The 24,715-nt window shown below is 74.4% G+C and carries 23 protein-coding genes and 1 riboswitch; of the genes, 7 read left to right on the top strand and 16 right to left on the bottom strand.

What is annotated here, in order from left to right; all coding sequences use genetic code 11:
* Nucleotides 1-335: 335 nt before the first annotated feature.
* A complete protein-coding gene (locus tag MUU72_RS23355; RefSeq protein WP_248015323.1) occupies nt 336-932 on the top strand; it encodes a uridine kinase family protein in 597 nt (198 codons plus the stop codon).
* Nucleotides 933-1,429: 497 nt separating this feature from the next.
* Nucleotides 1,430-3,328, top strand: a complete 1,899-nt coding sequence (locus MUU72_RS23350) for an AAA family ATPase (RefSeq protein ID WP_248015322.1) — start codon at nt 1,430-1,432, stop codon at nt 3,326-3,328.
* Nucleotides 3,329-3,442: 114 nt separating this feature from the next.
* Here the strand turns inward: MUU72_RS23350 and MUU72_RS23345 are convergent, their stop codons facing one another.
* From MUU72_RS23345 to ribD, 10 genes are all read right to left on the bottom strand, one after another.
* Nucleotides 3,443-4,594, bottom strand: a complete 1,152-nt coding sequence (locus tag MUU72_RS23345) for a hemolysin family protein (RefSeq protein ID WP_248015321.1) — start codon at nt 4,592-4,594, stop codon at nt 3,443-3,445.
* Nucleotides 4,591-5,961: a hemolysin family protein gene (locus tag MUU72_RS23340; RefSeq protein ID WP_248015320.1), complete on the bottom strand. Its 1,371-nt coding sequence runs from the start codon at nt 5,959-5,961 to the stop codon at nt 4,591-4,593. Before MUU72_RS23340 ends, MUU72_RS23345 begins: the two co-directional genes overlap by 4 nt.
* Before the next feature lie 172 nt (nt 5,962-6,133).
* Nucleotides 6,134-6,604 carry a PH domain-containing protein gene (locus MUU72_RS23335; RefSeq protein WP_248015319.1) on the bottom strand — a complete coding sequence of 157 codons (471 nt, stop codon included), beginning with the start codon at nt 6,602-6,604 and terminating at the stop codon, nt 6,134-6,136.
* Between the two features lie 41 nt (nt 6,605-6,645).
* Nucleotides 6,646-7,494 (bottom strand): ATP phosphoribosyltransferase, encoded by an 849-nt coding sequence (gene hisG / locus MUU72_RS23330; RefSeq protein ID WP_248015318.1) that lies wholly within the window; start codon nt 7,492-7,494, stop codon nt 6,646-6,648.
* Nucleotides 7,495-7,549: 55 nt separating this feature from the next.
* Nucleotides 7,550-7,822: a phosphoribosyl-ATP diphosphatase gene (locus tag MUU72_RS23325; RefSeq protein ID WP_248015317.1), complete on the bottom strand. Its 273-nt coding sequence runs from the start codon at nt 7,820-7,822 to the stop codon at nt 7,550-7,552.
* Between the two features lie 34 nt (nt 7,823-7,856).
* Nucleotides 7,857-8,342 carry a 6,7-dimethyl-8-ribityllumazine synthase gene (gene ribH / locus MUU72_RS23320; RefSeq protein ID WP_248015316.1) on the bottom strand — a complete coding sequence of 162 codons (486 nt, stop codon included), beginning with the start codon at nt 8,340-8,342 and terminating at the stop codon, nt 7,857-7,859.
* 48 nt (nt 8,343-8,390) lie between these two features.
* Complete coding sequence (locus MUU72_RS23315) at nt 8,391-9,695, bottom strand: bifunctional 3,4-dihydroxy-2-butanone-4-phosphate synthase/GTP cyclohydrolase II (protein ID WP_248015315.1); 1,305 nt, start codon at nt 9,693-9,695, stop codon at nt 8,391-8,393.
* A complete protein-coding gene (locus MUU72_RS23310) occupies nt 9,692-10,354 on the bottom strand; it encodes a nicotinamide mononucleotide transporter family protein (RefSeq protein ID WP_248015314.1) in 663 nt (220 codons plus the stop codon). The genes MUU72_RS23315 and MUU72_RS23310 overlap by 4 nt, the downstream gene beginning before the upstream one ends.
* Nucleotides 10,351-11,025: a riboflavin synthase gene (locus MUU72_RS23305; protein WP_248015313.1), complete on the bottom strand. Its 675-nt coding sequence runs from the start codon at nt 11,023-11,025 to the stop codon at nt 10,351-10,353. Before MUU72_RS23305 ends, MUU72_RS23310 begins: the two co-directional genes overlap by 4 nt.
* Complete coding sequence (gene ribD / locus MUU72_RS23300) at nt 11,026-12,120, bottom strand: bifunctional diaminohydroxyphosphoribosylaminopyrimidine deaminase/5-amino-6-(5-phosphoribosylamino)uracil reductase RibD (RefSeq protein WP_248015331.1); 1,095 nt, start codon at nt 12,118-12,120, stop codon at nt 11,026-11,028.
* A 194-nt stretch (nt 12,121-12,314) separates the two neighbouring features.
* Nucleotides 12,315-12,445, bottom strand: a riboswitch (FMN riboswitch).
* A gap of 202 nt (nt 12,446-12,647) precedes the next feature.
* Here ribD and MUU72_RS23295 point away from each other — a divergent pair.
* Nucleotides 12,648-13,433: an SDR family oxidoreductase gene (locus MUU72_RS23295; RefSeq protein WP_248015312.1), complete on the top strand. Its 786-nt coding sequence runs from the start codon at nt 12,648-12,650 to the stop codon at nt 13,431-13,433.
* Nucleotides 13,434-13,485: 52 nt separating this feature from the next.
* Here MUU72_RS23295 and MUU72_RS23290 read toward each other — a convergent pair whose 3' ends face one another.
* A complete protein-coding gene (locus MUU72_RS23290; RefSeq protein WP_248015311.1) occupies nt 13,486-14,760 on the bottom strand; it encodes an ROK family transcriptional regulator in 1,275 nt (424 codons plus the stop codon).
* A 71-nt stretch (nt 14,761-14,831) separates the two neighbouring features.
* Between MUU72_RS23290 and MUU72_RS23285 the strand changes: the two genes are divergently transcribed.
* Nucleotides 14,832-16,088 carry an MFS transporter gene (locus MUU72_RS23285; protein ID WP_248015310.1) on the top strand — a complete coding sequence of 419 codons (1,257 nt, stop codon included), beginning with the start codon at nt 14,832-14,834 and terminating at the stop codon, nt 16,086-16,088.
* Between the two features lie 7 nt (nt 16,089-16,095).
* Here the strand turns inward: MUU72_RS23285 and MUU72_RS23280 are convergent, their stop codons facing one another.
* Entirely contained in the window at nt 16,096-16,584 is a 489-nt protein-coding gene (locus MUU72_RS23280) for an acyl-CoA thioesterase (protein WP_248015309.1), read from the bottom strand.
* Between the two features lie 157 nt (nt 16,585-16,741).
* Between MUU72_RS23280 and MUU72_RS23275 the strand changes: the two genes are divergently transcribed.
* Entirely contained in the window at nt 16,742-18,190 is a 1,449-nt protein-coding gene (locus MUU72_RS23275) for a uracil-xanthine permease family protein (protein WP_248015308.1), read from the top strand.
* A 63-nt stretch (nt 18,191-18,253) separates the two neighbouring features.
* On the opposite strand, the gene MUU72_RS23270 is transcribed toward MUU72_RS23275, so the two are convergent.
* Complete coding sequence (locus MUU72_RS23270) at nt 18,254-18,709, bottom strand: phospholipase (protein ID WP_248015307.1); 456 nt, start codon at nt 18,707-18,709, stop codon at nt 18,254-18,256.
* A 169-nt stretch (nt 18,710-18,878) separates the two neighbouring features.
* On the opposite strand from MUU72_RS23270, the gene MUU72_RS23265 reads away from it, so the two are divergent.
* Nucleotides 18,879-19,658: a DUF5995 family protein gene (locus tag MUU72_RS23265; RefSeq protein WP_282504480.1), complete on the top strand. Its 780-nt coding sequence runs from the start codon at nt 18,879-18,881 to the stop codon at nt 19,656-19,658.
* 134 nt (nt 19,659-19,792) lie between these two features.
* Here MUU72_RS23265 and MUU72_RS23260 read toward each other — a convergent pair whose 3' ends face one another.
* Together MUU72_RS23260 and MUU72_RS23255 are read right to left on the bottom strand one after the other, a co-directional pair.
* Nucleotides 19,793-21,442 (bottom strand): DEAD/DEAH box helicase, encoded by a 1,650-nt coding sequence (locus MUU72_RS23260; RefSeq protein WP_248015306.1) that lies wholly within the window; start codon nt 21,440-21,442, stop codon nt 19,793-19,795.
* A gap of 86 nt (nt 21,443-21,528) precedes the next feature.
* Entirely contained in the window at nt 21,529-21,732 is a 204-nt protein-coding gene (locus MUU72_RS23255; RefSeq protein ID WP_248015305.1) for a cold-shock protein, read from the bottom strand.
* Nucleotides 21,733-21,981: 249 nt separating this feature from the next.
* Here MUU72_RS23255 and MUU72_RS23250 point away from each other — a divergent pair, with 249 nt between their 5' ends.
* Nucleotides 21,982-22,914, top strand: a complete 933-nt coding sequence (locus MUU72_RS23250) for a TIGR03619 family F420-dependent LLM class oxidoreductase (protein ID WP_248015304.1) — start codon at nt 21,982-21,984, stop codon at nt 22,912-22,914.
* Between the two features lie 9 nt (nt 22,915-22,923).
* Here the strand turns inward: MUU72_RS23250 and MUU72_RS23245 are convergent, their stop codons facing one another.
* Entirely contained in the window at nt 22,924-24,630 is a 1,707-nt protein-coding gene (locus MUU72_RS23245; protein WP_248015303.1) for a flavin monoamine oxidase family protein, read from the bottom strand.
* Between the last annotated feature and the right edge of the window lie 85 nt (nt 24,631-24,715).

Raw genomic sequence — 24,715 nt, 5'->3', positions numbered from 1 at the left:
TGGTGGGTGCGGAAGAGGGTGCGGGAGTGCGTGCGGGCGGGGAGGGGTTGGAGGTGGTGCCGTTACGTGAGGGGGCGGGGGGCGGAGGGGTGGTGGTGCGGAGGTGCGTCGACGGGGGGCCGGATCGGGGCGCCGGAGTGGTCGGGCCGGTGCAGAGCGCGAGCACGGGAGGGGCCGGCAGGGGGGACGGGGGCGGGCAGCAGGGCGGTGGTGAGCCGGTTCGGTGTGGACACGGGTGGCTCAACTATGTCCGGTGGGGGCGGGCTTCGGAAGCGGTGGGGGGCGCGTCGCGCGGGGGAATATTGGTGTGGACCAGTGGCGCGTAGGCTGGTGGGATGACCCCTGCCCCGGATCCCGTTCTGCGCGCGCTCGCCGCGCGGCTGGGTGCGCTCGCGCCGTCCTGCGGGCCGGTGCGGCTGGTCGCGGTGGACGGGCACGCGGGGTCCGGGAAGAGCACCTTCGCCGGGCGGCTGGCCGAGGCGCTCGGCGGGGCGCCGGTGGTGCACACCGACGACCTGGCGACCCACGAGGAGCTGTTCGGCTGGAGCGAGCGGTTCCGGGAGCAGGTGCTGGCGCCGCTGTCCCGGGGGGAGACCGCGCGCCACGGGATCTACGACTGGGGGCGCGGCGCGTTCACCGCCGAGCGGGAGCTGGCGCCGGCGCCGGTGGTGCTGGTGGAGGGCGTCGGCACCGGACGGCGGGCGCTGCGGCCGGCGCTCGCGTGCCTGCTGTGGATGGAACTGGCGCGCGAGCATTCATGGGAACGGGGCCAACTCCGGGACGGGCCTGGGCTCTCGGCGTTCTGGGGTGGCTGGATCCCGGCGGAGCGCGCGCACTTCGCGGCGGATCCGTCCCGTCCGTACGCCGATCTCCTGGTGTTCCAGGGGCAGATGGGGTACGAGGTGCGGGAGGGACCGGGCCATACGGCATGAGCGGGCCCGGTTTTCACCCTGCGTAGTCGGTTATGGCTGACACGCCGACAGTTGTCGTCCGGGACCCGCCGAGTGCCCCAACTCGGCTTGACCTGGGGGGCGTACAGGACTTACGTTCTCAATGTGCGGTTCAACGGACCGCGCGCAGACGCGAAGCCCCCGGTTGTTCCCCCGTGATCGGGGGCTTCGTTCTGCGTAAAACCACCTCCGGCGCCGCTCGTTCACGGCCCATCCCCCTCACCCAGGGTCACCGCCCTCTTCGCGCCGGTGCGCCCTCCCGCGCGCCCCCGCCGCCACCTCGTGCGGCCCTCTACGGTCCGCGCCGACAGCGCAGGTACGATGCGAGTCTGTGTCACCGCGGGGCGGTCCGGGGTGCGCGGCAGGGCAACTCCCGCCCGCCGCACGCCGGTTCGGTACGGGCCGGAAGCGGCCCGTGGCTCCCCGGCCGGCACACGTCCGGTGGTACACCACGGGGGGACGTTTTGTGGGGGGACGGGATGGATGTCGGCGCTCAGGGTTCACCCGCCCCGGCCGAACTCGCCTGGCTGCGCGCGGTCGACGCCTACACCGTGGGGGCCTACCCCCAGGCCGAGGAGGAGTTCCGGGCCGCGGTCCGGCTCGATCCGACGATGGCCGACGCCTGGCTCGGCCTGCACGCGCTGCGCGCCGACACCGCCATGGCCCTGCTGCGGATGCACCAGCACCGCGACCGCTTCGGTGAACAGCGCACCCGCCACCGCCGCGCCCTCAACTCCTGGTACTGGCTGGGCTGGTGGGTCCAGCCCGTGCTGGAGACCGGCCGCGACCTGCTGCTGGCGCACGCCTCCCACTGGCTCGACGGCCGCCATGTCGCCGAGCTGGACCAGGCGCTGGCCGGCTGCCCCCCGGTGGAGACCGACCCCCAGGTGCGCTTCCTGCACGCCTGCCGCGCCTACCTCGTCAAGGACTGGGACCAGCTCGTCCGGCACACCGAACCGCTGCTCGGCGACCCGGTGCTGGGCATCGAGGCGGGCCTGTTCGGCGGGATGGCGCGGGTGCGGCTGGAGATGTTCGGGCAGGCCGAGCCGCTGCTGGCGGCGGCGCTGATGCGCTGCCGCAGCGAGCAGCCGCAGCGCAAGGAGCTGCGGTACTGGCTCGCCCGCGCCTACGAGGGCACCGGCCGCAGCGCCGCCGCGCTCCCCCTCTACCGCGCGGTGCACCGGGTCGACCCGGCGTTCATGGACACCGCGGCGCGGCTGGCCGCGATCGCGGAGGCGGACGGGCTGGACGAGGGCGCCGGGCTGGCCGCGGTCCCCGTCCAGGGGCCGGCCCAGGAGGCCGGCGGCGACCTCGATCCGCTGGCGCCGCTGGACCCGCTGGACGGCCGGGAGCTGCTGGTGGCCGGGGACGTGCCGGAGCCGGGGCCGGCCGGCGGGCTCGGCGGGAACGGCGGCGCGGCGGCCCGGGTGAAGACGACGGCGGCGGGCCGGCGCGACGGGGAACTGCTGCCGGCCGGTCCGGCCGATCCGGTGCTGCTGGAGAAGGCGCTGGCGGAGCTGGAGCGGATGGTCGGCATGGAACCGGTCAAACGGCACGTACGGGCGCTTTCGGCGCAGCTGCGGATGGCCCGGCTGCGGGCCGGCCAGGGCCTGCCGGTGGCGCCCCCGAAACGGCACTTCGTCTTCTCCGGCCCGTCCGGCACGGGCAAGACGACGGTGGCGCGGATACTCGGCCGGGTCTTCTACGCGCTGGGGCTGCTGGGCGGCGACCATCTCGTGGAGGCCCAGCGGGCGGATCTGGTCGGCGAGTTCCTCGGCCAGACCGCGGTGAAGGCGAACGAGCTGATCGACTCGGCGCTGGGCGGGGTGCTCTTCGTCGACGAGGCATACAGCCTCTCCAACTCCGGCTACAGCAAGGGCGACGCGTACGGCGACGAGGCGCTTCAGGTGCTGCTGAAGCGGGCCGAGGACAACCGCGACCGGCTGGTGGTGATCCTGGCCGGCTACCCCGAGGGCATGGACCGGCTGCTGGCCGCCAATCCGGGCCTGTCCTCGCGGTTCACCAGCCGGGTGGACTTCCCCAGCTACCGGCCGCTGGAGCTGACCAAGATCGGCGAGGTGCTGGCCGCGGAGAACGGCGACCGCTGGGACGAGGAGGCCCGCGAGGAGCTGTGCAGCATCAACGGGCACGTCGTCGACCAGGGCTGGATCGACGAACTGGGCAACGGCCGCTTCCTGCGCACCCTGTACGAGAAGAGCTGCGCCTACCGCGACCTGCGGCTGTCCACCTGGCAGGGCACCCCGTCCCGCGACGACCTCGCCACCCTGCGCCTGCCGGACCTGATGCAGGCGTACGGCGAGGTGCTGTCGGGCCGCGGCCCGGATCCGCAGGCGCCGCCGAAGGGGCTGGACCTGTAGGGCGGCCCGCACGGACACCGGCGCGCCACCGGGGAGCGGGGGCGCGCCAACAGGAGCGGGGGCGCGCCGGATGCTGCGGCGCGCCCCCGTGGGCCGTTCGTTCCGGTGAGCCGGTCAGCCCGCCAGGGCCGGGTCCGGGTCCTCGGCGGTCAGCGGCTTGTGCGGATGCGGTGCGGCGGCCGCCGGCGCGGGGGCCGGGGCGCCGGTCTCCCGGGGTGCCGGGCCGGCCGTCGGCTCCGTGCGGTGCGCGGGGTCGCGGACCTCGCCGACCAGCATCTCCAGCACGTCCTCCAGCGCGACCAGGCCGAGCACCCGGCCGGTGGCGTCGGCGACCGCGGCCAGATGGGAGGCGGCCCGGCGCATCGCGGTCAGCGCGTCGTCCAGCGGGAGTTCGGCGCGCAGCGTGGTCATCGGGTGCCAGATCCGCTGCGGTACCGCCCGGTCCCGTTCCTCCAGGTCCAGGACGTCCTTGACGTGCAGATAGCCCATGTAGGCGCCGCCCGGCGCGCAGACCGGGAAGCGGGAGTAGCCGGTCCGCACGGTCAGCTCCTCGACCTGGCGGGGGGTCACCGTCGGGTCGACGGTGATCAGTCCGGCGCGGTCCAGGAGGACGTCGGTGACCGGGCGGCTGCCCAGCTCCAGGGCGTCGGAGAGCCGCTCCTGCTCGGCCGGGGCGAGCAGGCCCGCCTGGCCGGAGTCCTCGACGAGGTGGGTGAGCTGCTCGCTGGTGAAGGCCGCCTCGACCTCGTCCTTGGGCTCGACCCGGAAGAGCCGCAGCACGCCGCGGGCCAGTGCGCCGAGCAGCGCGGTGACCGGGCGGCACAGCCGGGCGAAGGCGACCAGGCCGGGGCTGAACCACAGGGCGGTCTTCTCGGGCGCGGCCATCGCGAGGTTCTTGGGGACCATCTCGCCGATGACCAGGTGGAGGAAGACCACCAGGGCCAGGGCGATGGCGTAGCCGAGCGGGTGGATCAGGGCCGCGGGCAGGTGGACCGCCGCGAAGAGCGGTTCCAGCAGGGCGGCGACGGTCGGCTCGGCGACCGCGCCGAGCGTCAGGGAGCAGACGGTGATGCCGAACTGGGCGGCGGCCATCATCTGCGGGAGGTTCTCCAGACCGTGCAGGACCCGGCGGGCCCGTTTGGAGCCCAGCACGGCGAGCGGTTCGATCTGGCTGCGGCGGACCGAGACCAGGGCGAACTCGGCGCCGACGAAGAAGCCGTTGACGAGGACGAGCAGGACCGCGAAGAGCAGTTGAGCCACGGTCACCGGGCCACCTCCGCACCGGCGGCGACCCGCTCGCGGGCCGCTTCGGGGACGGTGGCCGCGGCGGGGGCCAGCCGGACCAGCCGTATCCGCTCGGCGCGGTGGTGGGCGACCAGCCGCACCCGCAGCCGCCAGCCGTCCAGTTCCGCGGTGTCGCCGGGGGCCGGGATCCGGCCGAGTATGTGGGCGACCAGTCCCGCGACGGTCTCGTACGGGCCCTCGGGGGCGTCCAGGCCGATCCGGCGCAGGGTGTCCACCCGGCAGCCGCCGTCCGCGTCCCAGGCGGGGCGGCCGTCCTCGGGCGGGGCCTGGCCCAGCTCGGGCAGGGCCGCGCGGTCGTGCTCGTCGCGGACCTCGCCGACGAGTTCCTCGATGATGTCCTCCAGGGTCACCACTCCGGCGGTGCCGCCGTACTCGTCGACGACCACGGCGATCGGCTGCTCGCTGCGCAGCCGTTCCAGCAGCGGCTGGACGGGCAGGGTCTCGGGCACCAGCAGCGGCGGTACGGCGATCCGCGCGGCCGGGGTGCGCAGCCGCTCCTCGGCCGGTACGGCCAGCGCGTCCTTGAGGTGGACCATGCCGACGATCTCGTCGAGCCGGGTGCGGTAGACGGGGAAGCGGGACAGGCCGGTGGCGCGGGTGAGGTTGACGACGTCCTCGGCGGTGGCGTTCGCCTGGAGGGCGCTGACCCGGACGCGGGGCGTCATGACGTTCTCCGCGGTGAGGCCGCCGAGCGAGAGGGTGCGGACGAAGAGGTCCGCGGTGTCCTGCTCGATGGCGCCGGCCCGGGCGGAGTGCCGGGCCAGGGAGACCAGCTCGCCGGGGGTGCGGGCGGAGGCCAGTTCGTCGGTCGGCTCCACGCCCAGGGCGCGGACCAGGCGGTTGGCGACGGTGTTCAGCAGGGTGATCACCGGCCGGAAGAAGCGGGAGAACGCGTCCTGCGGCCCGGCGACGAAGCGGGCGACCTGGAGCGGCTTGGAGACCGCCCAGTTCTTGGGCACCAGTTCGCCGACGACCATCTGGACGGCGGAGGCCACCAGCATGCCGATGACCACCGCGATGCCCGGGACGGCGCCCTGGGGCAGGCCGAGGGCGCGCAGCGGTCCGGACAGCAGTTCGGCCAGCGCGGGCTCGGCGAGCATACCGACCACCAAGGAGGTGATGGTGATGCCCAGTTGGGTGCCGGAGAGCTGGAAGGAGAGTTCCCGCAGGGCGGCCACGACGGTGCGGGCCCGGCGGTCGCCGCCGTCAGCGGCCCGTTCGGCGTCCGCCTTCTCGACGGTGACGAGGCCGAACTCGGCGGCCACGAAGAAGCCGTTGGCCAGGATGAGCGCGAGTGCCGCAAGGAGGAGCAGCAGGGGGCCGGTCATGCCGCCGCCTCCGTGGTGTGCGGGGGTCGGGGAGGGGCGGCGCAGGTACTACAGGACGATCCGTCCATTGCCGGAGGGAGTCACTCCTCGGGTCGTTGGGTCCCCTTGGGGGGCGGGGCGCGGGTGCGTCCCGGAGAACAGAGTAAACAGCGGGACCCGCGTTGGGGCAGGGTCAGCGGGCCGTGTGGTCGACGGCACCGTGGATCTCGACGAGGTCGCGCAGCGCGCGGGCGTCGCGGATGGCCTGGTCGCGGGCGATGCCGGGCTGGATGCCCATCGCCGGCAGGCTGGTGCCGTCGGCCAGGTCCAGATGGACCCACGGGTCGCCGGCCCGGAGGTTGACGCGCAGGACCTGGGCCCAGGCCAGCTCGCGCCGGGTGGTGAGGTTGACGACCGTGACGCCCTCCTGCCGCGCGACCACCTTGGGGCGGCTGAGCAGCAGGAGGACGGCGCCCACCAGCACCCCGGTGGCCACGAAGCTGATCCGCTCGCCGCCGCTCAGCTCCGGCAGCAGCACCGCGATCGCGGTGAGGGCGGCGAGCTGGGCGATGCCGACGGTGCACAGGACGGCCCGGGTACGGGTCGGCCGGAAGGTCACCGGCAGGCCGGGCAGCGGGGACTCGGGGGACGCGGGCGCGGACACGTGGCGTTCTTCCGTGGGTGGGGTGGCGGGCGGACGGGGCGTCAGAGCCGGCAGGCGTGGATGCCGGTGGTCAGGATGGCGCGGGCGCCGAGGTCGTAGAGCTCGTCCATGATGCGCTGGGCGTCCTTGGAGGGGACCATGGAGCGGACCGCGACCCAGCCCTCGTGGTGGAGCGGGGAGACGGTCGGGGACTCCAGGCCCGGGGTGAGCGCCACGGCCTTCTCGACCTGTTCGACCCGGATGTCGTAATCCATCATCACGTACCGGCGGGCCACCAGGACGCCCTGCATGCGGCGCAGGAACTGGCGGACCTTCGGGTCGTCGTCGGGGGCGCCGGTGCCGCGGATGACCACGGCCTCGGACTTCAGGATCGGCTCGCCGATGATCTCCAGGCCGGCGTTGCGCAGCGTGGTGCCGGTCTCCACGACATCGGCGATGATCTCGGCGACGCCGAGCTGGATGGCGGTCTCCACCGCGCCGTCGAGGTGGACGACGGAGGCGTCCACGCCGTTGTCTGCGAGGTGCTTGGTGACCAGGCCGGAGAAGGAGGTGGCGATGGTCATCCCGCCGAACTCGCTGACGTCCTTGGCCGTGCCGGGGCGGGTGGCGTAGCGGAACGTGGAGCCGGCGAAGCCGAGCTGGAGGATCTCCTCGGCCGGCGAGCCGGAGTCCAGCAGCAGGTCGCGGCCGGTGATGCCGATGTCGAGCTTGCCGGAGCCGACGTAGACCGCGATGTCGCGGGGGCGCAGGAAGAAGAACTCGACCTCGTTCTCGGCGTCGACCAGGACCAGTTCCCGGCGGTCCTTGCGCTGGCGGTACCCGGCCTCATGGAGCATCGCCGACGCAGGCTCGGACAGTGAACCCTTGTTGGGGACAGCGATGCGCAGCATGAGAGCGATTTCCTTTGCAGGTAAGGGAGTTGGGGAGTGCGGGGGGGGGGGGGGGTCAGAGGTGGGCGTAGACGTCGTCGAGGGAGATGCCCTTGGCGACCATCAGCACCTGGAGGTGGTAGAGGAGCTGCGAGATCTCCTCGGCGGCGGCATCGTCGGACTCGTACTCCGCGGCCATCCACACCTCGGCGGCCTCCTCGACGATCTTCTTGCCGATCGTATGGACACCGGCCTGCACCAGTTCGGCGGTGCGGGAGGTGGCGGGGTCGCCGGTGGCGGCCTTCTGCTGGAGCTCGGCGAAGAGCTCCTCGAACGTCTTCTTGGACATGATGCCGCCTACCCTACGCGGTCACCCCCTTCCGTCAGCGCCAGGGCTCGGCGACGGTGCGGAGCGTGGCGGCGGTGGCGACCGCGGCGGTGACCGCTTCGTGGCCCTTGTCCTCGGCGGAGCCCGGCAGGCCGGCGCGGTCCAGCGCCTGCCCCTCGGTGTCGCAGGTCAGCACGCCGAAGCCGATCGGGACGCCGGTGTCCACCGCGACCTGGGTCAGGCCCTGGGTGACGCCCTGGCAGACGTAGTCGAAGTGCGGGGTGCCGCCCCGGATGACCACGCCGAGCGCGACCACCGCGTCGTAGCCGCGGCCGGCCAGGACCTTGGCGACCACCGGCAGCTCGAAGGTGCCCGGCACCCGCAGCAGCGTCGGCTCGTCGATGCCCAGCTCGGCCAGCGCCCGCAGTGCGCCGTCCACCAGGCCGTCCATGACCTGCTGGTGCCACTGCGCGGCGATCACGGCCACCCGCAGGTCGCCGCAGTTCTTCACGGTCAGTTCGGGTGCGCCCTTGCCGCTCATGCTTCTCCTCGTACGGGTGATGTGCCGGTGCTTGGCTGACGGTGGTGGTTACTGGTCGCCGCAGGTGGTGGCCGTGCGGTCGGTGCGGCCCGCGGGGTCGAGCCAGGGCAGGTCGTGCCCCATCCGGTCGCGCTTGGTGCGCAGGTACCGCAGGTTGTGCTCGCCGGCCTGGACGGGCATCGGCTCGCGGGCGGTGACGGTCAGGCCGTGCCGGGCCAGGGCGGCGGTCTTCTCGGGGTTGTTGGTCAGCAGGCGCAGGGAGCGGACGCCGAGGTCTCGGAGCATCCGGGCGCCGGCGCCGTAGTCCCGCGAGTCGGCGGGCAGGCCCAGCTCCAGATTGGCGTCGAGGGTGTCCCGGCCGCGCTCCTGGAGCTCGTAGGCGCGCAGCTTGGACAGCAGGCCGATGCCGCGGCCCTCGTGGCCGCGGAGGTAGACCACCACCCCGCGGCCGGCCTCGCTGATCCGGCGCAGCGACTCCTGGAGCTGCGGACCGCAGTCGCAGCGCAGCGAGTGGAAGACATCGCCGGTCAGGCACTCGGAGTGGACCCGCACCAGAACGTCCTCGCCGTCGCCGAGGTCGCCGGCGACCAGGGCGATGTGCTCGACGCCGTCGACCGTGGAGCGGTAGCCGTACGCGGTGAAGTCGCCGAACGCGGTGGGCAGGTGGGTGGCGGCCTCGCGGCGGACGGTCGGTTCGGCGGTGCGGCGGTAGGCGGCCAGGTCCTCGATGGAGATGATCGACAGGCCGTGCTTGCGGGCGAACGGGACCAGCTCGGGCAGCCGCAGCATGGTGCCGTCCTCGCCGGCGATCTCCACGATGGCGGCGGCCGGGCGGAGTCCGGCGAGCCGGGCCAGGTCCACCCCGGCCTCGGTGTGGCCGGGCCGGGCCAGGACGCCGCCGGGCCGGGCGCGCAGCGGGAAGATGTGGCCGGGCCGGACGAAGTCGCCGGCCCCCGCGGCGCCGGAGGCCAGCAGCCGCAGGGTGGTGGCACGGTCCGCGGCGGAGATGCCGGTGGTCACGCCGTGCGCGGCGGTGGCGTCGACCGAGACGGTGAAGGCGGTGCCCATCGACTCGGTGTTGCGCGCGACCATCTGCGGGAGGTCGAGCCGGTCCAGCTCGGCACCCTCCATGGGGGCGCAGATCAGGCCGCGGCACTCGCTCATCATGAACGCGACGATCTCCGGGGTGGCCTTCTCGGCCGCGACGATCAGGTCGCCCTCGTTCTCGCGGTCCGCGTCGTCCACCACGACGACGGGGCGGCCGGCGGCGATGTCGGCCAGGGCCCGTTCGACCGGGTCGAGGGTCAGCTCGTCGGCGTCGGTGGCGCCGTACCAGCTCTGTAGTGCGGTCATGCCGCGGCTCCTTCCAGTGCGGAGCGCTCCGCGACGGCGGCGGCCCGCGAGCGGAGCCACCAGTCGCGCATGCCCCAGGCGACGAGGGCGAGGTAGACGACGTAGACGAGGCCGGAGAAGGCCAGGCCGCTGCTGAAGGCGAGCGGCACGCCGACCACGTCCACCAGCAGCCAGGCGAACCAGAACTCGACCAGCCCGCGCGCCTGGGCGACCATCGCGGCGAGGGTGCCGACGAAGATGTAGGCGTCCGGCCAGGGGTTCCAGGACAGCTGCGGGAGCAGGGTGAACAGGCCGCCGACGGCGAGGGTGCCGACGGCGGTACCGGCGATCAGCACACCGCGCTCGCGCCAGCCGGCGAACCGTACGGCGATCGAGCCGTCCTGGGCCTGCCGGCGGCCGCGCTGCCACTGCCGCCAGCCCCACACCGCCACCCCGATGACCAGCAGCTGCTTGCCGACACCGCCGCTGAGGTGGGCGGAGGCGTAGGCGGCGACGAGGATGACGCCGGAGAGGAACTGGGCCGGCCAGGTCCATATCGAGCGGCGCCAGCCGAGCGCCAGCGCGGCCAGGCCGATGGTGTTGCCGATCATGTCGGACCAGATGACGTGCTGTCCGAAGGCGGTGAACGCCGGGCCGTTGAGCCAGTGCAGGAGGTTCACCGGTCCGTCCCCGCACGCTCCGCGAGGCCGCCGGCGGTGTCCTGCGCGCCCCGGTCGAGCAGCCGCTCGACGTACTTGGCGAGCACGTCCACCTCCAGGTTGACCGGGTCGCCGGGCTGCTTGAGGCCGAGCGTGGTCAGCGCGAGGGTGGTGGGGATCAGGCTGACGGTGAAGTCGTCGTCGCCGGCGTCCACGACGGTGAGGCTGACGCCGTCGACGGTGATGGAGCCCTTCTCGACGACGTAGCGGGCCAGGCGGGCCGGCAGTGCGATCCGCACCAGCTCCCAGTGCTCGCCGGGGGTGCGCTCGACGATGGTGCCGGTGCCGTCGACGTGGCCCTGGACGAGGTGGCCGCCGAGCCGTCCGCCGAGGGCCATCGGCCGCTCCAGGTTGACCCGGGAGCCGGCGGCCAGCGCGCCGAGGCTGGAGCGGTCGAGGGTCTCGGCCATCACATCGGCGGTGAACTCGCCGTCGCCGGTCTCCACGACCGTCAGGCAGACGCCGTTGACGGCGATCGAGTCACCGTGCTTGGCGCCTTCGGTGACGACGGGGCCGCGCAGGCGGAAACGGGCGGAGCGACCGGGGGCACCCCCAGCGGTGGCGGGGGGACTGTCGCCGAGGATGTCGGCGGCGACGACCTCACCCAGTTCTTCGACGATTCCGGTGAACACTCAGTTCTCCTCGGGACGGGCGGGGCGGGCGGGGACGGCGGTGATCCGCAGATCGGGGCCGAGCCGGACGGTGTCGGTCACATCGAGCCGCAACGCCTGGGCGATGGTGGTGATTCCGGCCTCGCCGACGGCGGCCGGGCCGGCGCCGAGCAGCACCGGGGCCAGATAGCCGACGACCTTGTCGACGGCGCCGGCGGCGAGGAAGGCCCCGGCGAGCGTGGGCCCGCCTTCGAGCAGCACCGACCGCACCTCGCGGTCGTGCAGGGCCTGGAGCAGGGCGGGGAGGGACAGGCCGCGCCCCTGGGGGGCGCGGGGCAGCCGCACCACCGGGACGAGCCCGTCGAGATGGCCGGTGTCGGCGTCCTCGGCGACCGCGATCAGGGTCGGCGCGGTGCCGTCCAGGACGCGGGCGCCGGGCTTGACGGCGGTGGCGCCGGAGTCCACGACCACCCGCAGCGGCGGGCTGATCTCCCCGGCGCCGGCCCCGGCGATCCGGACGCCGAGCTGCGGGTCGTCGGCGCGGGCGGTGCCGGAGCCGACGACGACGGCGTCCGCGGCGGCCCGCAGCCGGTGCGCGTCGGCGCGGGACTCCGGGGAGGAGATCCAGCGGCTGGTGCCGTCGGCGGCGGCGATCCGGCCGTCCAGGGTGGCGGCGTATTTCCACAGGACGAACGGGCGGCCGCGCAGCACCGAGGTCAGCCAGGCTTCGTTGCCGGCCGCGGCCTCGTCGGCGAGCAGTCCGCCGACCACGTCGACACCGGCCGCGGCCAGCGTCACCGCGCCGCCGGTGGCGGTGGGGTTGGGGTCGGGGACGGCGTAGACGACGCGGGCGATCCCGGCGTCGATCAGCGCCTGGGCGCAGGGGCCGGTGCGGCCGGTGTGGTTGCAGGGTTCGAGGGTGACCACGGCCGTGCCGCCGCGGGCCCGTTCACCGGCGGCGCGCAGGGCGTGGATCTCGGCGTGCGGTCCGCCGGCGCGCCGGTGCCAGCCCTCGCCCGCGGGGCGTCCCGCGGAGTCCAGGACGACGCAGCCGACGACCGGGTTGGGGCTGGTGTGACCGAGGCCGCGGGCGGCGAGCTCGATGGCCCGGCGCATCGCCGTGATCTCTGCGGGGGCTGGGGTGGCCACCGGGTCCTCCTGCCTCTTCGGGCACGGACTCCGGGGCTGTCGGAACGACAGAAGCGGACGACTGCCCGCGAGGACACCGGGAACCGGAACGGAAAAGGCCCGTCCGGACGAGGAAACGACCGGCCGCGCCGCCGAACGGCGGTGTACTCCGGACACGCCCGCCGCGCACTGCCTCCCATCCGGACTTTCACCGTCGGTGCAGGAATTCCACCTGCTCAACCGGCCGCTGGCTGCGGACGGGTCGCGGACTGTTACCGCCGGTTCGGAATTACACCGACCCCGGAGTGCGCTGCTGCTTGTGTCAGTACAGCCCCAGTCTGCCACGGCCGGTCATCGGCCATGCGAGCGACGCCCTGTGGGCTGTCTCACAGCCCCCGCGCGCGCCGTCTGTCACATCCGCGCGCCCCGTCCCGTCATGGGGACGGCACGAACTCCCTGCCCCGCACGGGATCCCCTCCCCTGCGGAAACCCCTCACCCCAAGGACGGAACCGCGATGACACCCGCGCAGGACATCCTCGTCACCGGCGGCACCGGCACCCTCGGCCGCGCCCTGGTCGGCCGGCTGCTGGCCGGCGGCCACCGCGTGCGGTCGCTGAGCCGCCACCCGCACACCGGCCCCGCGCGGCCCGGGCTGCGCTCGTACGCGGTCGATCTGCGCGACGGCGCCGGGCTGCCGGAGGCGCTGGCGGGCGTGGACACGGTGGTGCACTGCGCCTCCACGCCCGCGGGCGGCGACGTCGAGGCGGCGGGGCACCTGGTCGAGGCGGTGCGCCGGGCCGGCGGCGTCCGGCACCTGGTCTACATCTCGATCGTGGGCGTGGACCGGATCCCGTTGCGCTACTACCGCGCCAAGCTCGCCGTGGAGCGGCTGGTGGCGGAGTCCGGGACCGGCTGGACGGTGCTGCGGACGACGCAGTTCCACGATCTGCTGCTGGGGCTGGTCAGGGCGGGCGCCCGCTCCCCGGTGGTCCCGGTGCCGGCGGGCCTCCGCTTCCAGCCCGTGGACGCCGGTGAGGTGGCCGACCGCCTGGCCGGCCTGTCCCTCGCCGCCCCTTCCGGCCGGGTCACCGACATGGGCGGCCCGGAGATCCTGGGAGCCCGCGACCTGGTCCGTATGACCCTGACCGCGGCCGCGCGCCGCCGCCTCCTGCTGCCCGTCCCGCTCCCCGGCCCCACCGCCGCGGCCCTGCGCCGCGGCGAGAACCTCGTCCCCGACCACCCGGACGGCCGCCGCACCTACGCCGCGTTCCTGGCGGAGAGGGTCCCCGGGCGGGGGTGAACGGCCGCCGGTGGTACGGCAGTTGGGACCCGCCCGGGGGTGCCGGGACGGTTCAGGCGCTCGGCGGGAAGAGGGCGTCCTGGGCGGCGTCGCGGGCCGCGTGGACGGCGCCGAGGAGGACCGCGCGGCCGCCGACCGTACCGGGGCGGACGTCGGTGCGCAGCGGCGAGAGGCGGGCGAGGTGTCCGGCGACGCGGGTGGCCAGCGGCGCGCCGCCGGCCGAGCCGATCTCGCCGCCCAGGACGACGCACCCGGGGTCCAGCACCGCGCACACACCCGCCGCGCCCAGCGCGATCCGGGCGGCCAGCGCGTCGAGGAACGCGGCACCGGCGGGGCCGGCGGCCGGGGCGGCGCGGACCAGGTCCTCGGCGGGCGGCGCACCGGCGCGCCCCGGACCGGCGGTGGCGGCCGGGTCGGCGGTGACGGCCGGCAGGCCGTGGGCGGCGGCGAGCCGGCAGATCGCGGCGGAGCCGGCCAGCGAGTGGAAGCCGCCGTCGCAGCCGTCGGCGGAGGGCAGCCCGCCGGTGCCGGGGACCGGCAGGAAGCCGATCTCGCCGGCACCCCCGGAGGCGCCGCGCCGCAGCGTCCCGTCCAGGACGACCGCGGCGCCGGTGCCCTGGCCGAGCCAGAGCAGGACGAAGGTGTCGCGGTCCCGGGCCGCGCCGTCGCGCTGTTCGGCCAGGGCGGCGAGGTTGACCTCGTTCTCCAGCAGCAGCGTGCCGGCCCGCCGGTCGCGCAGGGCGCCGATCAGCGCGTCGTGCCAGGCGGGGGTGGTGCCGCCGAGCCGGCCGGTGGCCGGGTCGACCAGGCCCGGCGCGCCGACGGCGAGGGTGTGCGGGGCGGTGGCACCGGCCTCGGCCAGGGTCCGGTCGACGGCGGCGAGCGCGGTGGCGAGCGCGGCGCCGGGAGAGGGCGGGGCAGGGGCGCCCGGTGGAGCCGGGGCGGGCGGGGGGCCGGGCGGGTCCACGGCGACCGTGCGTTCCGCGCGGATCCGGCCGAGGAGGTCGGCGACCGCGACCGTGACGGAGCCGGGGCGCAGGTCGAGGCCGAGGAGGTGGGCGCGGTCGGCGACGATGCCGTAGAGGCGGGCGTTGGGTCCGCGGCGCCGGTCGCCGCTCTCGCCGACCACCGCGATCAGCCCGGCCGCCGTGAGCCGGTCGACCAGGTCGGCGACGGTGGGCCGGGAGAGCCCGGTCCGCTCCTTGAGCTGACTGGCCGTCAACTGCCCTTCCGACTGGAGGAGTTGGAGGGCGAGCCGGTCGTTGATCTGCCGGGCGGTGGCCGGTGAGGCGGTGCGGCCGGCGGCTGCCGCGCGCGGTGCGTGCATGGCTGGATCCTCCCCTTCGCACGGGCCGTCACTCTTATTATCAGGCAGGGTTCCTGATAGTTTCCCGGGCCATGGCTGGCAACGGCGTCCCCGACGCCACCCCCCGCGCCCCGCACCCTCCCCTCCCCCACCGCCGCCTGCGCCGCGCCCGCTGGGCCGTGGCCGCGGTCTTCCTCGTCCACGGCTCGGTCACCGGCACCTTCGCCACCCGCATCCCCTGGATCCAGGAGCACACCGGCATCCCGCCCGGCCAGCTCGGGCTGGCCCTGGCCTTCCCCGCGATCGGCGCGTCGCTGGCGATGCCGCTGGCCGGCCGGATCAGCCACCGCTTCGGCACCCGCACCGCGCTGCGCGGCCTGCTCGCGCTGTGGACGCTGGCCCTGGCGCTGCCCGCCCTCTCCCCCGGCCTGTTCACGCTGTGCGGCGCCCTGCTCGTCTACGGCGCCACCTCGGGCACCGCGGACGTGGCGATGAACGCCCTGGGCGTGCAGACCGAGGACCGGCTGGGCCGGCCGATCATGTCGGGGCTGCACGGTATGTGGAGCGCGGGCGCACTGCTGGGGTCGGCGGCCGGCACCGTCGCCGCGCACACCGGCACCGACGCCCGGCTGCACCTCGCGGGCGCCGCCCTGGTGCTGACCGCGCTGGGCGCCCTGGCCTGCCAGGGCGTCCTGGACCTGCGCACCGCCCCCGAGGAGCATCCGCCGCCGCGCTTCGCACTGCCGCCCCGGTCGGCGCTGGTGATCGGCGCCATCGGGTTCTGCGCGGTGTTCGCCGAGGGTGCCGCGCTGGACTGGTCGGCGGTCTACCTCCACGACCGGCTGGGCACCGACGCCGGGCTGGCGGCCGCCTCCACCACGGCGTTCTCCTGCACGATGGCGGCGGCCCGGCTGGCCGGGGACCGGGTGGTGGCCCGCTTCGGCCCGGTGCGCACGGTCCGGGCGGGCGGGGTGCTGGCCACGGCCGGCGGGCTGCTGATCGTCACCGCGGGCCGGCCGGCCCCGGCGCTGGCCGGGTTCGCGCTGGTCGGCATGGGGATCGCGGTGGTGGTCCCGCTGGCGTTCGCGGCGGCCGGGCACAGCGGGCCGGCGCCCAGCCAGGCGATCGCGGGGGTGGCCACGATCACCTACACCTCCGGGCTGATCGCCCCCTCCGCGATCGGCGGAATCGCCCAGGCCACCTCGCTGACCGGGTCGTTCGCGCTGGTCACGGTGCTGACGTGCGGGCTGGTGGCGGGGGCGCGGGTGCTGCGGGTGCCGTCCCGTACGGCGCCGCACGGCGCACCGGCCGCCGCCCGCGGCACCGACAGCGGCCTGGAGCGCTCCTGAACGGGCCTCAGGCCGCGTCGGCCCCGGCCTCCTGCGCGTCCGCCGGCCGCAGCAGGTCAGCGGCTATCGCGCGGGCCCGGTCCGACCACGGCGTGGGGCGGAAGGTCTGCGGGTCGACGCGGACCAGCACCCGGTGGCCGCGGGCGTGCGTCTCGGTGCCGTCGGCGGAGCACAGCCGGAAGCCGTAGGTGAGCCCCGTGCGGCCGAGGCGCTCGACCCAGAGGTGCGCGGCGTAGCGGCCGGCGCGGGTGACCGGGCGCTCGTAGGAGACTTTCATCTCCTTGATGACGTTGCACATGTCGCCCGCGGCGGCCCAGTCGCCGTCGAAACCGAACCCGAAGCCGTGCCAGTACTCGGCCCAGGCCCGCTCGACCAGCAGCGGGTAGCGGGCGTTGTGCAGCATGCCGAGCGCGTCGAGGTCGTCGAAGTGGACGGTGACGGGGACCAGTTGCCCGTACGCGACGGATCCGGCGGCCTGAAGGGGTTCGACACTCACGGGTGGCGCTCCTGTACTTCCTGGGGTTTTCCGGGGGGGCGTGGTCCGGTGCGCGGGGCACCGGCCGGCCGGTCATGATCGGCCCGGCCCATCGTAAGCGGCTGCTTAGAATGCTTCGCGTCCCCCTGTGAACAACACCTGAACAACGGGAGCAGCAATGGGCCTCGGTGTGCGCTGGACCGTACACGGCGACGGGCGCAACCCGGCCCCCGGTGCCGTGGTCCGACCGGACGAGCGGCTGTCGTGGCCGCGCACGGTGGGCCTGGGCGCCCAGCATGTCGTCGCGATGTTCGGGGCGAGTTTCGTCGCCCCGGTCCTGATGGGGCTCGACCCCAACCTCGCGATCATGATGTCGGGCGTCGCGACGGTCATCTTCCTGCTGGCCACCCGCGGCCGAGTGCCCTCCTACCTCGGCTGTTCGCTGTCGTTCGTCGGGGTGGCGGCGGTCATCCGGGCGCAGGGCGGCACCAGTGCGACGGTCACCGGCGCGGTGCTGGTGGTCGGGGTGGCGCTGTTCCTGATCGGGCTGGCGGTGCAGCGGTTCGGGGCGCGGATCATCCATGCCGCGATGCCGCCGGTGGTCACCGGCGCGGTGGTGATGCTGATCGGCTTCAACCTCGCCCCGGTGACGGCCAGGACGTACTGGCCCCAGGACCAGTGGGTGGCGCTGCTGACCATGCTGTTCACCGGACTCGCGGTGGTCTGCCTGCGCGGCTTCTGGTCGCGGATCGCGATCTTCCTCGGCCTGGTCTTCGGCTACGCGGTCTCCTGGGTCTTCGACCGGGCCTTCGGCATGATCCACTCGGTGAACGGCGCGGGCCGGGTGACCGACCACTGGCGGCTGGACTTCTCCGCGGTCGGCTCGGCGGACTGGATCGGCCTGCCGTCCTTCCACGGCCCCACCTTCCAGCTGTCGGCGGTGCTGGTGGCGCTGCCCGTGGTGATCGCGCTGGTGGCGGAGAACGCCGGGCACGTCAAGGCGGTCGGCGAGATGACCGGCGATCCGCTGGACGACAAGCTCGGCACCGCGATCTCCGCGGACGGCGCGGCCTCGGTGCTCTCCACCGCCCTGGGCGGCCCGCCGAACACCACGTACTCCGAGAACATCGGCGTGATGGCGGCGACCCGGGTCTACTCCACCGCGGCCTATTGGGCGGCCGCCGGCTTCGCGCTGCTCTTCGGGCTGTGCCCGAAGTTCGGCGCGGTGGTGGCCGCGATCCCCGGCGGGGTGCTGGGCGGCATCACGGTCATCCTCTACGGCATGATCGGCCTGCTGGGCGCCCAGATCTGGGTGCACAACAAGGTGGACCTGCGCAATCCGCTCAACCTCGTCCCGGTCGCCGCGGGCATCATCATCGGCATCGGCGGCGTCAGCCTGCGCCTGGGCAGCCACTTCGAACTGGGCGGGATCGCCCTGGGCACCATCGTGGTGCTCACCGGCTACCACGTCCTGCGGGCCCTGGCGCCCGCGCACCTCAAGGAGCAGCGCCCGCTGCTGGACGCGGGCACGTCGGCCTACGACCGGACGAGCGGCACGGACGGCACGGACGGCCGGGGCGGTGCGGACGGCGCGGGCGGCCCCGACGGCGCGGACGGCCAGCCATAGCGGTCGCGGCGCCGCACTCCGGGGACGGCCGGGCGCCGGCCGGTCCCCGGAGCGCCGCCGGGCCTACTTCCCGAGATTCTTCACGGCCTCGTAGTACGTCCAGGCCAGCCCGTCGCACGACGTCTTCTTCGCGCCGGAATATCCCGCGCAGACCCGTTTGAGATCGGCGTGGAGAGCGCTGTCCAGCCGCGCCTTGTTGGCGGAGAACGTGCCCGCTTTCTTGTAGTTGCGGTAGCCGAAATCATGGCGCGCGCAGGAGAGTTTGAAAGGGAACCCGAAGGGGTTGTCCGGCGACTTGGAGCAGTAGTCGGTGGACCAGTCGAAACCGTAGGCGGCCCATTTCGCCTGATTGTTGCGGGCGGCCAGCCAGGTGCCGTAGCTGCCCGCGTCGGTCTGTGTGAACGCCGCCAGGACCTGCGGCTTGTCGGCGGGAGCGGCCTGGGCCGGGGCGGTGGCCACCGCCAGTGCACCGGCCGCGAGCAGCGACGTGACGGCCAGAGCGGAAAGTCTTCGGGACACGCGTCAACCTCCGGAATACAACGCCGCGTTGCCACGGCGTTTCCTGGGATGCCGAACGGAGAGGGGTGCGCAGAGCCTCAAGGGGGGACGCGCCGATTATTACGCCGTTCCGGTCAACTCACCAGAGTTGTCAGCGTGTTCAGAGGTCGGGCGATGTCACGCTGAACGGATGACGACCCTTCAGCAGCGCGACGGAAAAGGCCCGCGGAACACCACCGGCGGCCCCGCCGCCCGTCCCGCCGGCAGGACTGTTCCCGCGCCGCCGCCGGCGGGGTTGGCGGACGTCCTGGCGCGGATGCGGGCACTGGACGGGGCGCTGCCCGCCGACGACGGGGTGGCGGTCTTCAACCGCGTCTACCTGGCCGTCACCGAGGCCGTCGCGGAACGGGTCGGCGGCGGCACCTTCGAGGACCCCGCGGCCACCGGAGAGCTGGACGTCCGGTTCGCCCGCCGCTACTTCACCGCGGTGGACGCCGAGACCGCCGGGCGCCGGCCGCCGGCCTGCTGGCGGCCGCTGTTCCAGCTGCGGCGGCATCCGCGGATCCGCCCGCTCCAGTTCGCCCTGGCCGGTATCAACGCGCACATCGGCCACGACCTCGCGCTCGCCGTGGTGGACACCTGCCGGGCGCTGGACTGCGAACCGGCCGCGCTGGAGGGCGACTTCGACCGCGTAGGCACCGTTCTGACGGGCCTGGAGGAGGGCATCAGGGAGACCCTGATGCCCGGCCCCGACCTCCTGGACATCGCCGATCCGCTGACCCATCTGATCGGGTCCTGGAGCCTGGAGATGGCTCGCGACGGGGCCTGGGCCGCGGCCCGGATGCTGTGGGGCGTGCGCGGCCTGCCGGAGGTGGGTGAGGAGTTCGCCGCCCGCCTGGACGCGAGCGTGGGCCTGATCGGCCGCTGCCTGCTGACCCCGCTGGGCCGGGCGGTCCCGGCGGACGCGTAGCGGCGCGCAGGCGCCGGCGGGGCCCGGCCGGGGGCTCAGGCCCGGGCCGTGCCCCTCGTCAGCCGCGGCAGCGCCACCCGATCCGCCCGGCCGGGGGCCGGCGCCCGGCGCCGGCCCCCGCTCGGTTCACCGCCTCACGACGCCGGGGAGCGCCGGCCGCCGCGCCGCCGGGCGGAGCCGCGCCCGCCGCTGCCGCCCGTACCACCGGTGCCGCCCGCACCCGAGGTGCCGGCCGCGGCCCGGCCGGCTCCGGTGCGGCGGGCCGCGCCGCGGCCGCCCGCTCCGGCAGCGCCACCGGCCGCCGCCCCGGCCGTGCTCCGGCGGTCCGTGCCCCGGCGGTCCGCTCCCTGTCCCTGCGCCGCGGTGGCCGCGCCCGCGGCCCCGCCGCTCTTCCGGCGCCGGCGGGCCGGCCGCCCGCTCCCCTGCGCACCGGCCGTGCGGTCCGCGCGGGGTGCCGCCGGTGCCGCCGCCGGGCGGGGCACCTCGATGGTGACCGCCACACCGGACGGCTCACGGGCGCCGGTGAGGGTCGCCAGTTCCGCGTCGGTCGAGGTCAGGCGGGCCGTACGGGGGCGGATGCCGGCGTCCGACAGGAGCCGGGTGACCTCCCGCTTCTGGTCCGGCAGGACCAGCGTGACCACGCTGCCGGAGCCGCCGGCGCGGGCCGTGCGGCCGCCCCGGTGCAGGTAGTCCTTGTGGTCGGTGGGCGGATCGACGTTCACGACCAGGTCCAGGTCGTCGACGTGGATGCCCCGGGCCGCGACGTTCGTCGCGACCAGCGCGGTGACCTGGCCGCTCTTGAACTGCTCCAGGGTGCGGTTGCGCTGCGGCTGGGACCGGCCGCCGTGCAGGGCCGCCGCCCGGACCCCGACGGCGAGCAGCCGCTTGGCGAGCCGGTCGGCGGACCGCTTGGTGTCGAGGAAGAGGATGACCCGGCCGTCCCGCGCCGCGATGCGCGTGGTGACGGCCTTCTTGTCGGTCTCGTCCTGGAGGTGGAAGACGTGGTGCTCCATGGTGACCACCGCGCCCGCGGCCGGGTCCACGGAGTGCACCACCGGGTCGGTCAGGAAGCGCTGCACCAGGCGGTCGATGGTGGCGTCCAGGGTGGCGGAGAAGAGCATGCGCTGCCCGTCGGGCCGCACCTGCTGGACCACCTTGGTGATCTGCGGCAGGAAGCCCATATCGGCCATCTGGTCCGCTTCGTCCAGCACCGTGATGCGGACCTCGTCGAGCCGGCAGTCACCGCGCTCCACCAGGTCGTTGAGGCGGCCGGGGGTCGCCACGACGACCTCGGCACCGCGCCGCAGCGCATTGGCCTGCCGGCTCAGGGACAGCCCGCCGACCACGGTGGTCAGCCTGAGGCCCAGCGCCGTCGCGTACGGGGTGAGCGCGTCCGTCACCTGCTGGGCGAGTTCCCGGGTGGGCACCAGCACCAGCGCGAGCGGCGCCTTGGACTCGGCCCGGAGCCCGGCGGTACGGGCCAGCAGCGCCAGCCCGAACGCCAGCGTCTTGCCGGATCCGGTGCGGCCCCGGCCCAGCAGGTCCCGGCCGGCCAGCGAGTTGGGCAGCGTGGCGGCCTGGATGGGGAAGGGGGTCGTCACGCCCTGGGCGGTGAGGGTGGCCAGCAGCTCCGCGGGCAGCCCCATACCGGCGAAGTCCTCGACGGCGGGCAGTGCGGGAGTCGTGCTGTCCGGCAGCCGGAACTCCCTCGGAGACGAGGTGGACGGCGCGGGCGACGAGGGGCGCCGGTTCGGCTTCCGGGGCCTGCGGGAGGTGCGGGTCATGGGGTGGTCTGCCTTCCTGGAACAGCACAAACCGGGGTCCGCACCATGGCAGTGCGGACCCCGGCGAGCGGATACGCGTCCGGCGATCAGGCGGGGACGATGTTCTCCGCCTGCGGGCCCTTCGGGCCCTGCGTGACGTCGAAGGAGACCGCCTGGCCCTCCTGCAGCTCACGGAAGCCCTGGGACTGGATGTTCGAGTAGTGCGCGAAGACGTCGGGGCCGCCGCCGTCCTGCTGGATGAAGCCGAAACCCTTTTCGGCGTTGAACCACTTCACAGTGCCCTGTGCCATGACATTTCTCCTTCTGTAGGCAGAGGCCCCATCCGGAGATGCCGGAAAACAAATAATGCGCCCGAAGAGGAACATTCCCGTCAGGCGCACATAGGTTCATGGGTACCACAACTGCAACTCCGCAACGGTAGCACGGACTGGCGCCCCACCCCGCGCGGAAAGCCGCCCCGCAACCCGTACGAGGGGTCCGCCCGGCGGCCGCGCCGCGTTGCCGCCGCGGCCGCCGGGCGCCGCCCTAGGGTGCCGCGCATGACGCTACGACTGGGTCTGGGACTGCCCCAGATGCCGCAGTACGACCCCGCGCACGCTGTGCGGTACGTCGCGCGCGCCGCGGAGGAGACCGGTTTCGACAGTGTGTGGGTCTTCGAGCGGACGGTCTTCCCGCGCGAGCCCCTGGAGGGCCTCTACGGCATGCCGGGCGTGCCCTGGCCGGGCGTCTACCGGCACTGCGCCGACCCGCTGGTCACCCTCGCCCTGGCCGCCGCGGTCACCGACCGGGTCCGGCTGGGCAGCAGCGTGCTGGTCTCCGGGCTGCACGCGCCGTTCCCGCTCGCCCGGACGCTGGCGACGCTGGACGCGGCCAGCGGCGGACGGGTGGTGGCCGGGCTGGGCACCGGCTGGTCGCGGGACGAGTACCGGGCGGCGGGGGTCACCGCGTACGCCGACCGCGGCGCCCAGCTGGACGAGCTGCTGGACGTCTGCGCGGCGGTCTGGGGGCCCGACCCGGTCGCGTACCGGGGCCGCTGGACCGAGATCGCGCCGGCCGCGGTCGGCCCCAAGCCCGCCCGGCCGGTCCCGGTGTACCTGGCGGCGGGCGGCGGCCGGGCGCTGGACCGGGTGGCCCGGCGCGCCGACGGCTGGCTGCCCGCCCAGCTGGCGGGGCCCCGGCTGGCGTCGGGGCTGCGGAGGCTGGCCGAGGCGGCGGAGCGGCACGGCCGGGCCGCCGGGGATCTCGACGTCTCGCTGCGGGTCGGCGTCGAGCTGACCCGCGGGCCGCTCCCCGAGGCCGGGCGCCGCCCGTACTCCGGCAGCCCCGAGCAGGTGCTGGCGGATCTGGCCGGGGCGGCGGAGGCCGGCGCCGGGGAGGTCCTGGTGGACCTCCAGACGCACTGCCGGGACGGCAAGGAGCTGGCCGACCGGGCCGCCGAGCTGTACGGGCGGATCCGGTCGGCCGGGCTGTAGCGCCGGGGCTCAGTCCTCGGGCAGCTCCACCGGGGCGATCTCGTCGTAGACGTCGCCGGGGCCGGGGTTGGTCGCGTCGGTGCCGCCGCCGAGGTGGTGCATCACACCCCACACCGCGTTCAGCGCGGTCTGGATCGCGCCCTCGGCCCAGCCCGCCGTCCAGGAGATGTCGTCGCCGGCGAGGAAGATGCCGCGCTTGTCCTCGGGGAGCAGGTCCTGCATGAAGTGGGTGAACAGGCGCCGCTGGTAGCGGTAGTGCCCGGGCAGGTTGGCCTTGAAGGCGCCCATGAAGTAGGGCTCGTTCTCCCAGGACACGGTCACCGGGTTGCCGATGATGTGCTTCCGGATGTCGACCTTGGGGTAGATCTCGCCGAGCGACTTGAGCATGACCTCCATGCGCTCGTTCGCCGACAGCGGCAGCCACTTCAGGCTGTCGTCGCACCAGGTGTAGGACAGGCAGATGACGGCCGGCCGGTCCGGGCCGTTGTCCAGGAGGTACGTCCCGCGCGTCATGCGGTCGGTGAGGGTCATCGACATCACGTCGCGCCCGGTCTCCTCGTCCTTGTCCAGCCAGAACGGCCGGTCCACCGGCACGAAGAGCTTCGAGCTCTCCATGTAGTGGGTGCGCTCGATCGCCGTCCAGTGGTCGATCGGGAACAGCTCGTCGTCGCAGGCGATCTTGGACAGCAGCATCCAGGACTGGGCGGTGAAGACGACCGCCTTGTAGGAGCGGATGTCGCCGGAGGCGTCGGTGACGGTGACGCGGTTGCCGGCGGTGCGGTGCAGCCGGGTCACGGCCGGGCGGGGCGCGCCGTCGTGCAGCGACGACAGCGAGGTGCCCTGGGCCCAGTGCACGATCTTCTCCGGGGCGCGCTCCCACAGGCGCAGCGGCAGCTGCTGGGAGCCGCCGACGATGCCGCGGTGGTGGTCGTCGGCCTCGGTGTAGACGACCCGCAGGATCTCCAGGATGGAGTTGGGGAAGTCGGTGTCCCAGCCGCCGGTGCCGAAGCCGACCTGGCCGAAGATCTCGCGGTGCCGGAAGGACCGGAAGGCTTCGGAGTCGCAGAGGAAGCCGTAGAAGGTCTGGTTGTCGAGCTTCTCGACGAGCTTCGCCCAGATCTCGCGGATCCGCGGCACGTCGCGCTCGCGCATCGCCTGGTTCATGTCGGAGAAGTCGGCGCCCTCCTCCAGGCAGGCGTTCCACGCCTCGGCGACCTGGCGGTAGACCGGGGGCAGGTCGTCCAGCGTCTCGGCGTAGTGCGACTCGCCCTTGAGGTCGACGACGGTGGAGGGGGTGGACTCGGCCAGCGGGTTGGGGAACGGCTTGGTGGTCAGGCCGACCAGGTCGATGTAGTGCTGGAGGGCGGTGGAGGACGGCGGGAAGCGCATCGCGCCCAGCTCGCAGTTGAGCTCGCTCGCGTCGCCCGCGGCGGAGCAGCCCTCGAAGCCCACGGTGCGCAGCCGGCCGCCGATCTGGTCCGCCTCGTAGACGACGGGCTTGAGGCCCATCTTCATCAGCTCGTAGGCGGTGACGATGCCGGAGAGGCCGCCGCCGACGATGGCCACCTCGGTGCCGTGCTCGGTCGCCGGTATCTGGCCGAGGCCCGCGGGGTGCGCCAGGTAGTCGTCGTAGGCGTACGGGAAGTCCGGGCCGAACATGGTGATCGGCGGCTGGCCGGCGGTGTGCGGGACGGCGGGGGGCACCGTGGACGTCATCGGGGCGGACTCCTTGCGGGCAGGGGTACGGGCGGGGGTGAATCAGGGCGTAACGGGCGCTGCCGGGCGTGCGGGGGCCCGCCGG

This window comes from Streptomyces rhizoryzae (assembly GCF_023155275.1).
In the GTDB taxonomy this organism is placed as follows: domain Bacteria; phylum Actinomycetota; class Actinomycetes; order Streptomycetales; family Streptomycetaceae; genus Streptomyces; species Streptomyces rhizoryzae.
The sequence above is the reverse complement of the archived record's forward strand: the minus strand, read 5'-3'. Positions and strand labels throughout refer to the sequence as shown.

Bases quoted from the DNA above. Each gene is read 5' to 3' on its own strand.
- MUU72_RS23285 (WP_248015310.1), top strand. From the start codon at position 14,832: ATGGCTGGCAACGGCGTCCCCGACGCCACCCCCCGCGCCCCGCACCCT.
- MUU72_RS23255 (WP_248015305.1), bottom strand. From the start codon at position 21,732: ATGGCACAGGGCACTGTGAAGTGGTTCAACGCCGAAAAGGGTTTCGGC.
- MUU72_RS23355 (WP_248015323.1), top strand. From the start codon at position 336: ATGACCCCTGCCCCGGATCCCGTTCTGCGCGCGCTCGCCGCGCGGCTG.
- MUU72_RS23275 (WP_248015308.1), top strand. From the start codon at position 16,742: ATGGGCCTCGGTGTGCGCTGGACCGTACACGGCGACGGGCGCAACCCG.
- MUU72_RS23250 (WP_248015304.1), top strand. From the start codon at position 21,982: ATGACGCTACGACTGGGTCTGGGACTGCCCCAGATGCCGCAGTACGAC.
- MUU72_RS23290 (WP_248015311.1), bottom strand. From the start codon at position 14,760: ATGCACGCACCGCGCGCGGCAGCCGCCGGCCGCACCGCCTCACCGGCC.
- MUU72_RS23350 (WP_248015322.1), top strand. From the start codon at position 1,430: ATGGATGTCGGCGCTCAGGGTTCACCCGCCCCGGCCGAACTCGCCTGG.
- ribD (WP_248015331.1), bottom strand. From the start codon at position 12,120: ATGCGCCGGGCCATCGAGCTCGCCGCCCGCGGCCTCGGTCACACCAGC.
- MUU72_RS23325 (WP_248015317.1), bottom strand. From the start codon at position 7,822: ATGTCCAAGAAGACGTTCGAGGAGCTCTTCGCCGAGCTCCAGCAGAAG.
- MUU72_RS23260 (WP_248015306.1), bottom strand. From the start codon at position 21,442: ATGACCCGCACCTCCCGCAGGCCCCGGAAGCCGAACCGGCGCCCCTCG.
- ribH (WP_248015316.1), bottom strand. From the start codon at position 8,342: ATGAGCGGCAAGGGCGCACCCGAACTGACCGTGAAGAACTGCGGCGAC.
- MUU72_RS23295 (WP_248015312.1), top strand. From the start codon at position 12,648: ATGACACCCGCGCAGGACATCCTCGTCACCGGCGGCACCGGCACCCTC.
- hisG (WP_248015318.1), bottom strand. From the start codon at position 7,494: ATGCTGCGCATCGCTGTCCCCAACAAGGGTTCACTGTCCGAGCCTGCG.
- MUU72_RS23265 (WP_282504480.1), top strand. From the start codon at position 18,879: ATGACGACCCTTCAGCAGCGCGACGGAAAAGGCCCGCGGAACACCACC.
- MUU72_RS23245 (WP_248015303.1), bottom strand. From the start codon at position 24,630: ATGACGTCCACGGTGCCCCCCGCCGTCCCGCACACCGCCGGCCAGCCG.
- MUU72_RS23340 (WP_248015320.1), bottom strand. From the start codon at position 5,961: ATGACCGGCCCCCTGCTGCTCCTCCTTGCGGCACTCGCGCTCATCCTG.
- MUU72_RS23315 (WP_248015315.1), bottom strand. From the start codon at position 9,695: ATGACCGCACTACAGAGCTGGTACGGCGCCACCGACGCCGACGAGCTG.